Genomic DNA, 10,876 nt, shown 5'->3' with positions numbered 1-10,876 from the left:
GGGCGCGAGGGCGCAACTCGGGCCGGCCCGTGTGCCCTCACCCCGGCCCTCTCCCGCAAGCGGGAGAGGGAGAGGGCGGTGCCGGCGATAGCGGGCCGGAGGCGACGGTTCACGCCCTCCCGCCCATTCGAGCACCGACTCTTTAATGATTTGGTAACATTCGCCGGTCAATGAGCCGACCACGGCGCGGGCAGCTCCGCGCCAGAACCGCCAAGGGGCGGTCCGATCGCCCATCGCCGTCAGCCCATGCCCGAGGGGAGCATGACGCCGCGGCGGTTTCCCAAGCACTGGCGCCCCACGCGCCGCGTCCACCGAGAAACCCCGACCATGTCCCAGCACGCCCGTGCTCCCCGTCGTCTTGCCCCGCGCAGCCACGCTCTCGCGCTCGCCATCGGCCTGACTCTCGTTTCCACCGCGGCTTTCGCCCAAGACACGACCGCTGCCGCGCCCGCCGCGCCCGCCGAAGGCGAAGCCAAGACCCTCGATGCGCTGATGGTGACCGCGCAGCGCAAGGTCGAACGCGCCAAGGACGTGCCGGTCGCGCTCACCACCGTCGATCGCGAGAAGCTGCACGTGCTCGGCTCCGGCGGCGGCGATATCCGCTTCCTGTCCGGCCGCCTGCCCAGCCTCAACATCGAGTCCTCGTTCGGCCGCGCGTTCCCGCGTTTCTACATCCGCGGCCTGGGCAACACCGACTTCGATCTAAACGCATCGCAGCCGGTGTCGCTGGTGTACGACGACATCGTTCTGGAAAACCCGTTGCTCAAGGGCTTCCCGGTGTTCGACCTGGAGAACGTCGAACTGCTGCGCGGCCCGCAGGGCACGCTGTTCGGCCGCAACACCCCGGCCGGCGTGGTCAAGTTCGAATCGGCCAAGCCGACTCGCGAACTGGAAGGCTACGGCCAGATTTCCTACGGCACCTACGGCACCACCAACTTCGAAGGCGCGGTCAGCGGCCCGCTCGGCCCGAACTGGTCGGCGCGCGCTTCGGCGATGTATCAGCGCCGCGACGACTGGGTCGACAACACCAACCCGAACGCGCGCACCAATCCCAAGCTCGAAGGCTACGACGAATCCGCCGCGCGCCTGCAATTGCAGTACGACGGCAGCGACACCTTCCACGCCTTGTTCAACGTGCACGCGCGCCATCTCAACGGCACCGCGCGCCTGTTCCGGGCGATGCTGTTCAAGAAGGGCACCAACAATCTGGTCGACGGCTTCGACGTCGACAAGGTCGGCATCGACGGACGCAATTTCCAGAAGCTCGACACCTGGGGCGCGAGCGCGCGCCTGAGCTGGGACCTATCGAACGATCTCACCCTGTACTCGATCACCGGTTACGAAACCGCCGATTCGCTCAGCCGCGGCGACATCGACGGCGGCGTCGGCGCCGCGTTCCTGCCCGGCGGCAGCACCCCGGCCGGCATTCCGTTCACCGCCGAATCGGCCGACGGCCTGCCCGACCATCGCCAGATCACCCAGGAATTCCGCCTGGAATCGAACTACAGCGGCCCGCTGAACTGGCAGGCCGGCCTGTTCTATTTCGATGAAGACATCACCGTCGACAGCCTCAACTACGACACCCTGGGCGGCGGCGTGCAGGCCGGTCACGCCCAGCAGAAGCAGCGCAACAAGGCCTGGGCGGCGTTCGGTTCGCTCGAGTACGCGGTCACCGATCGCTTCAAGCTGCGCGGCGGTCTGCGCTACACCCAGGACAAGAAGGACTTCAGCGCCAGCGTGCTGCAGAGCGCGCCGTTCGGCGCGCCGGTGTCGGGCCCGTTCAAGGTCAACACCGATGTCGACGACGTCAGCTGGGACATCAGCGGCGTGTTCCAGGCCACCGACGACATCAACCTGTACGCCCGCGTCGCCAAGGGCTTCCGCGCGCCGAGCATCCAGGGCCGTCTGCTGTTCCAGGTGCCGCCGCAACCGTCGGTCGCCGACGCCGAGAAGGTGATCTCGTACGAAGCCGGCCTCAAGGCCGACCTGTGGGACAAGCGCGCACGCCTCGGCTTCGCGCTGTTCCGCTACAACGTCGACAACCAGCAGCTCAACGCGGTCGGCGGCGCGCTCAACCAGACCATCCTGGTCAACGCCGACAAGACCCTGGGCCAGGGCTTCGAAGTCGACCTCGACGCCTACCTGACCGACAACCTGATGGTCACCTTCGGCGCCAGCTACAACGACACCGAAATCCAGGACGCCAACCTGTTCGTCGCGCCCTGTGGCGGCGGCTGCACCGTGACCGATCCGACCGTGGTCCGCAACGGCGTGACCCTGGCGGCGATCGACGGCAACCCGTTGCCGCAGGCGCCGAAGTGGGTTTACAACCTGACCGCGCGCTACACCCTGCCGCTGGCCAACGGCAACGAGTTCTACGTCTACACCGACTGGGCCTACCGCAGCGGCGTCAACTTCTTCCTGTACGAGTCGAAGGAATTCCGCGGCAAGCCCCTGGTCGAAGGCGGCCTGCGCGTGGGTTACACCTGGGACAACGGCCGCTACGACGTGGCGCTGTACGGCCGCAACATCCTCGACGAAGTGCGCGCGGTCGGCGGCATCGACTTCAACAATCTGGTCGGCTTCGTCAACGATCCGCGCATCGTGGGTGCGGAGTTCAAGGCGTCGTTCTGATTCAAGAGTGCGTTGCGATGTGACGGACGGCCCGCCTTGTGCGGGTCGTTTGTTTTTTGGGGATTGGGGATTGGGGATTCGAGATTGGGGAAAGCGAGAGTCGGGAGTCGGGGCCGGGATGCGGGACGCGGGATGCGGGATGCGGGATGCGGAAATTTCGGCTGGATGGTTGAGCTTGCAACGTGGAAGCTCGATCCGAGAGCGCTTTGCTTTTGCTCGTCATCCCCGCGAAGGCGGGGATCCAGAGACTTCAGCGTCATGCCTGGATAAAGCCCTGGATCCCCGCCTTCGCGGGGATGACGTTCTGGCGAGATGGCGCTGAAGCCTCTCGATGCCCGCCTGCGCTAAACCCTGCACCAACCAAGCGGGTCACCTCACATCGAAACAGAGCCCGCCACCCCACATCCAAACCGTGACGGCCGCGCGAATCTTCGAACCCGGGATGCCATGCCGGCCACCGATCCGGTCCCGTCGATGCCCGTCGTCACCTCCGACGCGCTATCGTTCGCCCAACCCACACACCGAGCGCCGCCATGACCACCGCCTACGATTTTTCCGCCACCGATATCGACGGCCAGTCCCAGTCGCTGGACCGCTACAAGGGCAAGGTGCTGCTGATCGTCAACGTCGCGTCCAAGTGCGGCTTCACCCCGCAGTACACCGGTCTGGAAAAGCTTGAGCGCGAGTACCAGGCGCGCGGTTTCGAAGTGCTGGGCTTTCCGTGCGATCAGTTCGGCCACCAGGAACCCGGCGACGAGAACGAGATCAAGGAATTCTGCTCGCTGACCTACGACGTGACGTTTCCGATGTACGCCAAGGTCGACGTCAACGGCGACAAGGCGCACCCGCTGTGGAAATGGCTCAAGGACGAGAAGGGCGGTTTCCTCGGCATCGACGCGATCAAGTGGAACTTCACCAAGTTCCTGGTCGGCCGCGACGGCAAGGTGATCAAGCGCTATGCGCCGACGGATAAGCCGGAGTCGATCGCGGGGGATATCGAGAAGGCGTTGGCTTGATTGATTTGAGCGGTTCGATCGGCTTGAGCGGCTCGAATGTTCGGCGTTGAAAGAAAGGCTTCGGCTGAATCAGCCGAAGCCTTTTTGTTTCAATCCCAACCGAACCCACCCACCGTCATTCCCGCGAAGGCGGGAATCCAGCGACTTCAAACGTTCTCGCACGAAAGGCCCTGGATTCCCGCTTTCGCGGGAATGACGTTCTTGAAAGATGACGCTGAAATTATGTTTGAGCGATAAATCTGACTTGACCTCAGGCCATATCCGCAGCCGCAGGCCGCGCAACATCGACTACCGTACCCGACGCATCAGTCGCGGCCCGCTCAGCACCACCGCGCACCTTGTCACTGCGCTTGCCCTTCAACCCAAACACCGGCCGCAATAGCGGCACCCGCCGAATGATCTCGTGCAACACGAAGCACCCGGCCACCGTCCCGAACAACACGATCGCCGGTTCGCTGATCGGGCCGAAATGCAGCGGCAGGATCCAGTACGCGATCAGCACGATCAGGCTCTGATGCAGCACGTACCACGGGTACACCGCCTCGGTCGCCCACGGCAGCCAGCGGAACGGGCGGTTGAGCAGGGCATGGCCCCAGCCCAGGATCGCGGTCAGCGCGAACCACACGTACAGATTGCGCAGCAGCCACACGCTGTTCTGCAGCCAGTCGGGGATCTCCTCAGGAATCAGCAGCACCAGGCTCAGGTAGAACCCGAACAGGCTCAGCGCCAGACTCAGGCTCCACTTGCGCAGCCGGGTCAGCTCGGCCCACAGGCCGGCGTCGTTGCCGATCCAATAGCCGTACAGGAACACGGTGAAGTACATCGCGTGGCGGTACCAGTCGTGGATCAGGTCACCGGTTTCGTCGAACAGCGGCGCCAGGGTCATGGTGTACGCGGCCAGCGGCAGCGCCGGCAGGATCAGCAGCTTCCAGCCGCGCAGGCCGGTGAACAGCCCGAGCAGGCGACGGCCGAAGCCGTTGCGGAACAGCGGCAGCAGGGCCGCGAACACGATCGTGTACACCCACAGGTAGATCAGGTACCACAGGTGGTTCCAGGTGAAGCCGTACTCCCAGCCGTCGAACGCGCCCTTGGGCCACGGCTGGAACTGGTAATAGCGCAACAGGAAATCGACGAAGCCCGGCTCGACCAGACCGTTGGCCACGCCCTGCGCGTACGGCTGGATCGGCACGATCACCAGGCAGCCGAAGGTCAGCGGCAGCAGCAGGCGCCAGCTGCGCTGGACCACGAAGCGGCCCAGCGAGCTGCCGCGCAACAGGAAATGCACCGACAGGCCCGAGATCAGGAAGATCAGGTCCATGCGCCAGCGGTTCACGAATAGCATCGGGATCTGCAGCGGCTCGGACAGATGGGTGCTCTTGAGATGCCAGCCCCAGTCGGCGACGTACAACATGGCGCAGTGATAGAGGATCAGAAGGACGAAGGCGAGGGCGCGCAGGGCGTCGATGTCGTACCGGCGTTGCATGGGCGGGTCCGTGGCGGTGAGGTGGCGCAAAGCCTGTGGCGACGGGCGTTTGCGCGACACCGCGGGGTGACCGGCGGCGGTCCGGCGGGGACGAATCGCGGCTTCCGGGGACGATCGGTTGCCGCCGACGGCGCCGCGCAGGCGAGAATGCGCGCATGAGCCAAGACGTTTCCGCGCCCCTTTCGACCGCGCCCGCCAACGACCCGAGCGCCGCCGCGCCGGTCAGCGCCTGGGACCGCTACCAGCCCTGGCGCCGCACCGTCGAAGTGCTGGCCTGGGTGGTCCTGTTCACCGTCAACGCGGTGGCTGGCACCCTGACTGCGTTGATCGACATCCGCCGCTACGGCCTGGACATCCCCGACTGGGCGCCGGCGCTATGGGAAAGCAGCAGTTGCCTGACCGCGCTGGCGCTGGCGCCGCTGCTGGTCTGGTACACCCGCAAGGTCCCGTTCCATATCGACACCTGGCGCCGCGCGCTGGTCCTGCACGTGTTCGGCAGCGTGGTCTGGTCGGTCGCGCACGTGGTCGGCATGGTCACGATCCGCAAGCTGGCCTACCTCGGCCTGGGCGAAAGCTACGACTTCGGCGCCTGGGGCATGAACCTGGTCTACGAATACCTCAAGGACGTGCGCTCCTATACCTACATGGTGTTGTGGATCGAGGGCTACCGCCTGCTGATGCGGCGCTGGCAGGGCGAGGCCAGCGTGCTGACGACCCCGGATGACGTGCCCGAACCGGCCGTGCCCGAACGGCCCGAGCGCTTCCTGGTGCGCAAGCTCGGCAAGGAGTTCCTGATCGCCGCGAGCGAAGTGGAATGGCTGCAGGCCTCGTCGAATTACGTGAACCTGCACCTGCGCGGCCGCGACTACCCGCTGCGCACCACCATGGCCGCGATCGAGACCCAGCTCGACCCGGCGCGCTTCGTGCGCGTGCATCGCAGCTACATGGTCAACCTGGACTGCGTGGGCGAGATCGAACCGCTGGAAAGCGGCGACGCGCGCATCACCATGCACGACGGCAGCAAGATCCCGTGCAGCCGGCGCTATCGCGGCGCCTTGCGGCAGGAGCGGCGGGCGGCTTGAGTGCTCACGTGGTTGCGAGCGCTCCTGTGGGGGTGGCGTCCTGCTGGATTTCCTGCGGTCACGAGCCGCGACCGCGAAACTTGCTTGCGTCGTGGTTGAGAGGTCGCGGTCGCGGCTCGCGCCGCTCCTACAGGCAGGCCAGGCAGGTCTGTCGCTCGGGCTACTGCGCCTGCTTGCCGGCTGCGGTCGGCCGCTTCAACGTTTCGGGCGGCAACAACGCCGCGATTTGCTCGGCGAACTGTTGCAACTGCTTTGGCGAATAACCTCGATGCACCTGCGCGATCGCACCGCGCTGATCGATCACGAACAGATTCGGCACCGCGGTGACGCCGTAATGGCGGGCGACAGTGCCGCCGTCGCGGATATGGCGCATCTCCAGCGAGGGATTGAGCTTGAGGAACGCGTCTAAATCGCGCCTGGGCTCGTTGAGGTTGACCGCGATCACCTGCAGATGCTCATAACCGACGCCGGCCTGCAGCGCCGACAGCATCGGCAGTTCGCGTCGGCACGGCCCGCACCAACTGGCCCAGAAGCTGATCACCACCAGCTTGCCGCGGTAATCGCTGACCTTGACCGGACGCCCATCGCGATCCAGGCCGAGAAAATCCGGCGGAATATCGCCGCGCTGCGGCGCGGCGCGGGAGGCGCGTTTGGATTTCGAATCGGGCGTCGCGGTCGCGGACGAACCGGAGGTCGCGGTTGGCGCAGCGGTTTGAGCGCTGGCGACCTGCTCGATTGCGGCGCGATCAGTCGATCGTAGAGACGATTGACCCGCGGCGAACGCCGGCCACATGGCGATCAGACCGAACGACGCCAGCGCGAGCGCAACCACCGCCGCGTCCGCGCGATACCGCGTCGACAACGCCATGACGATCCTCGCTCGCATCGACTGCATCGACTGCATCGCCTGCATCGACCGCGGCCCGCTCACGCCCGGCAACCAGCCAGAGCGCTCATTTCTCGACGAAGGCCCGTTCGAACACGTACTGCCCCGGCGTGCCGATGCGCGGCGCGGCGGTGAAACCGCGACCATCGAGAATCTCGCGGAAATCGGCCAGCATCTGCGGGCTGCCGCAGATCATCGCGCGGTCGTGCTCGGCGTCGAGCGGGGCGATGCCCAACTGCTCCATCATCCGGCCGCTGGCCATCATTTCGGTCAGACGGCCGCGCTGATCGCGCCCGGCGAATTCGAACGCCTGCCGCGACACCGCCGGGTAGTACTTGAGCTTGGCCGCGATCTGCTCGCCGAGGAACTCGTGATGCGGCAACTCGTTGACGATGTAGTCGCGATACGCCAGGTCCTGTTCGCTGCGCACGCCGTGGCAGAGCACCACGTTCTCGAAGCGTTCGTAGGTTTCCGGATCCTTGATCACCGACAGCCACGGCGCGAACCCGGTGCCGGTGCCGAGCAGGTACAGATTTCGGCCCGGGTGCAGGTCGTGGATCAGCAAGGTGCCGGTTGGCTTACGCCCGATCAGCACGCTGTCGCCGGGCTGGATCGATTTCAGCCGTGAGGTCAGCGGGCCGTTGGGCACCTTGATGCTGAAGAACTCGAGCTGCTCTTCCCAGTTGGCGCTGGCGATCGAATACGCGCGCAGCAGCGGCTTGGACGAACCGTCCGCCTGCTCGACCTGCAGCCCGATCATCACGAACTGGCCGTTCTCGAAGCGGAATCCGTCGTCGCGGGTGGTGGTGAAGCTGAAGTAGTCGTCGGTCCAGTGACGGACGTCCAGCACCGTCTCGGTGCCAAAAGCGGAGGACATTGCCGGGGTTTTCGGGTGGAGCGGGGCGGCTATTGTACCTGATGGATGAGAGCGGTTCTTATCTGGGCCGGGATTAGGGATTCGGGATTAGGGATTCGAAAAAACGACCTCATTGCCGAGATAACTGAGACGTTGGCTTTGCCGAATCCCTAATCCCGAATCCCCAATCCCGGCTCCTGTCAACGGGTTCCCCCTTCACGCCAGCATTGCGACAATCCCCACGTCCCCCGCCTGCGGGGCTAAACGATTGGAAACGATGCAAGTCAAGAACACGCAGTCCGCGCACATCGCGCAGAAGATCGCCCAACTCATCGCCGTCGAGATCGGCGCCCAGACCGCCCAGGCCCTGTCCGCGATCGCCTTGCTCGACGAAGGCTCGACCGTGCCGTTCATCGCGCGCTACCGCAAGGAAGTCACCGGCGGCCTCGACGACATCCAGTTGCGTGATCTCGAAACGCGCCTGTCCTACCTGCGCGAACTCGAGGACCGCCGCGCCGCGGTGCTCGAAAGCATCGCCGAGCAAGGCAAGCTGAGCGACGAACTGCGCGCCGACATCGAAGCGGCCGACACGAAGTCGCGGCTGGAAGATCTTTACCTGCCGTATAAGCCCAAGCGCCGGACCAAGGCGCAGATCGCGCGCGAAGCCGGCCTGGAGCCGCTGGCCGACGGCCTGCTCGCCGATCCCACGCGCAAGCCCGAGGAATTCGCCGCCGATTTCGTCAGCGAGGAAAAACAGGTCGCCGACGTCAAGGCCGCGCTCGAAGGCGCGCGCGCGATCCTGATGGAACGCTGGGGCGAAGACGCCCGCCTGGTCGGCGAGTTGCGCACCTGGCTGAGCGAGGTCGGCGTGATCCGCGCGCGCGTGGCCGAGGGCAAGGAAACCGAGGGCGCGAAGTACCGCGATTATTTCGATCACAGCGAATCGCTGGCCAAGATTCCCTCGCATCGCCTGCTCGCGCTGTTCCGCGCGCGCCGCGAGGAAATCCTGTTCCTCGAACTCGACCCGGGCACCGACGCCGAAGCCGGCCACGCCTACGGCGAAGGCCGGGTCGCGCTCAACGCCGGCATCGCCGATCAGGGCCGCGCCGCCGACCGCTGGCTGCTCGACGCCTGCCGCCTAGCCTGGCGCGCCAAGCTGCACCTGCATCTGCTGCTCGACCTGTTCGGGCAGGCGCGCGAAAAGGCCGAGGCCGAAGCGATCGATGTGTTCGGCGACAACCTCAAGGACTTGCTGCTGGCCGCGCCGGCCGGTCCGCGCGCGGTGCTCGGGCTCGATCCGGGCCTGCGCACCGGGGTCAAGGTCGCGGTCGTCGACGCCACCGGCAAGCTGGTCGCGCACGACACCATCTACCCGCACGAACCGCGCAAGCAGTGGGACCAGTCGCTGCACACGCTGCGCGCGCTGTGCGCGAAGCATCAGGTCGAACTGATCGCGATCGGCAACGGCACCGCCTCGCGCGAAACCGACAAGCTGGCCGGCGATCTGATCAAGCTGATGACCGAGATCAAGTTGACCAAGGCCGTGGTCAGCGAAGCCGGCGCGTCGGTGTATTCCGCGTCTGAATTCGCCTCGAAGGAATTCCCCGATCTCGACGTGAGCATCCGCGGCGCGGTCTCGATCGCGCGGCGCCTGCAGGACCCGCTGGCCGAACTGGTCAAGATCGAACCCAAGGCGATCGGCGTGGGCCAGTACCAGCACGATGTCGATCAATACCGCCTGGCGCGCGCGCTCGATGCGCGGGTCGAGGACTGCGTGAACGCGGTCGGCGTCTACGTCAACACCGCCTCGGCGGCGTTGCTGGCGCGGGTGTCGGGTCTGTCGAGCACGGTCGCCGAGAACATCGTCCGCCATCGCGACGAAAACGGCCCGTTCGCCTCGCGCAAGGCGCTGCTGAAAGTGCCGCGCCTGGGCGACAAGACCTTCGAACAATGCGCCGGCTTCCTGCGCATCGTCGACGGCGAGCAACCGCTGGACGCCTCGGCGGTCCATCCCGAGGCCTACCCGGTGGTCGAGCGCATGGTCCAGCAGTGCGGCCGCGAGGTGAAGCAGTTGTTGGGCGATCCGCAGTTCGTGCGCGGCCTCAAGCCCGAGCAGTTCACCGACGAAAAATTCGGCGTGCCGACGGTGCGCGACATCCTCAAGGAAATGGAAAAACCCGGCCGCGACCCGCGTCCGGAGTTCAAGGCCGCCAAGTTCGCCGACGGCGTGGAGGAGCTGCGCGACCTCAAGGTCGGCATGATCCTGGAAGGCGTGATCAGCAACGTCGCCGCGTTCGGCGCCTTCGTCGACATCGGCGTGCACCAGGATGGCCTGATCCATATCTCGGCCTTGTCGGACAAGTACGTCAAGGACCCACGCGACGTGGTCAAGGCCGGCGATGTGGTCAAGGTGCGGGTGCTGGAAGTCGACCTGCCGCGCAAGCGCATCGCCTTGACCCGTCGTCTCGACGACCCGGTACCGGCGCCGCGTCCGCCGGGCGAAACCGCGAGCCGTGGCAATGACCGTGGCGACCGCAACGATCGCAGTGGCGCGCGCGGCAACGACGGCAATCGCGGCGGTCGTCGCGATCAGCCGCCGCAGCGTGGCGGTTCGTTCGCGCCGCAGGGCAAGGCGGCGGCGCCGATCGGCGGGGCGTTGGCGGATGCGTTCGCTCGCGCGAAGCAGAAGTCCTGATGGTCGAGTGATCGGATCGATCCGATAAAGAAAGCCGCTTGCTGAGGAGCAAGCGGCTTTTTTATTGGTCGGTCATCGACGCGGCGGCCTGATGTTGTTGCAGTTGTATTTGCTCTTGCTCTTGCTCTTGCTCTTGCTGTTGCTGTTGCTGTTGCGTTGAGCCTGAAGCCGCGCAGTTCATCCAGAGCTGCGACGCTTGTAACTCGCGTTAGCACCAGCACACT

General features: G+C 65.7%; 7 protein-coding genes. 4 read left to right on the top strand and 3 right to left on the bottom strand.

Annotated features, from left to right (window positions below):
• Positions 1-327 precede the first annotated feature (327 nt).
• Positions 328-2,634: a TonB-dependent receptor gene (locus ASD86_RS06235; RefSeq protein ID WP_056108313.1), complete on the top strand. Its 2,307-nt coding sequence runs from the start codon at positions 328-330 to the stop codon at positions 2,632-2,634.
• Between the two features lie 533 nt (positions 2,635-3,167).
• Complete coding sequence (locus tag ASD86_RS06230; protein ID WP_036112644.1) at positions 3,168-3,650, top strand: glutathione peroxidase; 483 nt, start codon at positions 3,168-3,170, stop codon at positions 3,648-3,650.
• 250 nt (positions 3,651-3,900) lie between these two features.
• Here the strand turns inward: ASD86_RS06230 and ASD86_RS06225 are convergent, their stop codons facing one another.
• Positions 3,901-5,133 carry an acyltransferase family protein gene (locus ASD86_RS06225; RefSeq protein ID WP_056108310.1) on the bottom strand — a complete coding sequence of 411 codons (1,233 nt, stop codon included), beginning with the start codon at positions 5,131-5,133 and terminating at the stop codon, positions 3,901-3,903.
• A gap of 155 nt (positions 5,134-5,288) precedes the next feature.
• On the opposite strand from ASD86_RS06225, the gene ASD86_RS06220 reads away from it, so the two are divergent.
• A complete protein-coding gene (locus ASD86_RS06220) occupies positions 5,289-6,215 on the top strand; it encodes a LytTR family DNA-binding domain-containing protein (protein ID WP_082578105.1) in 927 nt (308 codons plus the stop codon).
• A 160-nt stretch (positions 6,216-6,375) separates the two neighbouring features.
• On the opposite strand, the gene ASD86_RS06215 is transcribed toward ASD86_RS06220, so the two are convergent.
• Together ASD86_RS06215 and ASD86_RS06210 are read right to left on the bottom strand one after the other, a co-directional pair.
• Positions 6,376-7,083, bottom strand: a complete 708-nt coding sequence (locus tag ASD86_RS06215) for a TlpA disulfide reductase family protein (protein ID WP_162253621.1) — start codon at positions 7,081-7,083, stop codon at positions 6,376-6,378.
• Between the two features lie 85 nt (positions 7,084-7,168).
• Positions 7,169-7,978, bottom strand: a complete 810-nt coding sequence (locus tag ASD86_RS06210; RefSeq protein ID WP_056108304.1) for a ferredoxin--NADP reductase — start codon at positions 7,976-7,978, stop codon at positions 7,169-7,171.
• Positions 7,979-8,234: 256 nt separating this feature from the next.
• Between ASD86_RS06210 and ASD86_RS06205 the strand changes: the two genes are divergently transcribed.
• A complete protein-coding gene (locus ASD86_RS06205) occupies positions 8,235-10,652 on the top strand; it encodes a Tex family protein (protein WP_056109110.1) in 2,418 nt (805 codons plus the stop codon).
• Positions 10,653-10,876: the final 224 nt, after the last annotated feature.

The sequence above is a fragment of the Lysobacter sp. Root690 genome (genome assembly GCF_001427785.1).
Classification (GTDB): Bacteria; Pseudomonadota; Gammaproteobacteria; order Xanthomonadales; family Xanthomonadaceae; genus Lysobacter.
Note: the sequence above shows the minus strand (reverse complement) of the source record. Positions and strands in the feature narration are given on the sequence as shown.

Bases quoted from the DNA above. Each gene is read 5' to 3' on its own strand.
- ASD86_RS06235 (WP_056108313.1), top strand. From the start codon at position 328: ATGTCCCAGCACGCCCGTGCTCCCCGTCGTCTTGCCCCGCGCAGCCAC.
- ASD86_RS06230 (WP_036112644.1), top strand. From the start codon at position 3,168: ATGACCACCGCCTACGATTTTTCCGCCACCGATATCGACGGCCAGTCC.
- ASD86_RS06225 (WP_056108310.1), bottom strand. From the start codon at position 5,133: ATGCAACGCCGGTACGACATCGACGCCCTGCGCGCCCTCGCCTTCGTC.
- ASD86_RS06220 (WP_082578105.1), top strand. From the start codon at position 5,289: ATGAGCCAAGACGTTTCCGCGCCCCTTTCGACCGCGCCCGCCAACGAC.
- ASD86_RS06210 (WP_056108304.1), bottom strand. From the start codon at position 7,978: ATGTCCTCCGCTTTTGGCACCGAGACGGTGCTGGACGTCCGTCACTGG.
- ASD86_RS06215 (WP_162253621.1), bottom strand. From the start codon at position 7,083: ATGGCGTTGTCGACGCGGTATCGCGCGGACGCGGCGGTGGTTGCGCTC.
- ASD86_RS06205 (WP_056109110.1), top strand. From the start codon at position 8,235: ATGCAAGTCAAGAACACGCAGTCCGCGCACATCGCGCAGAAGATCGCC.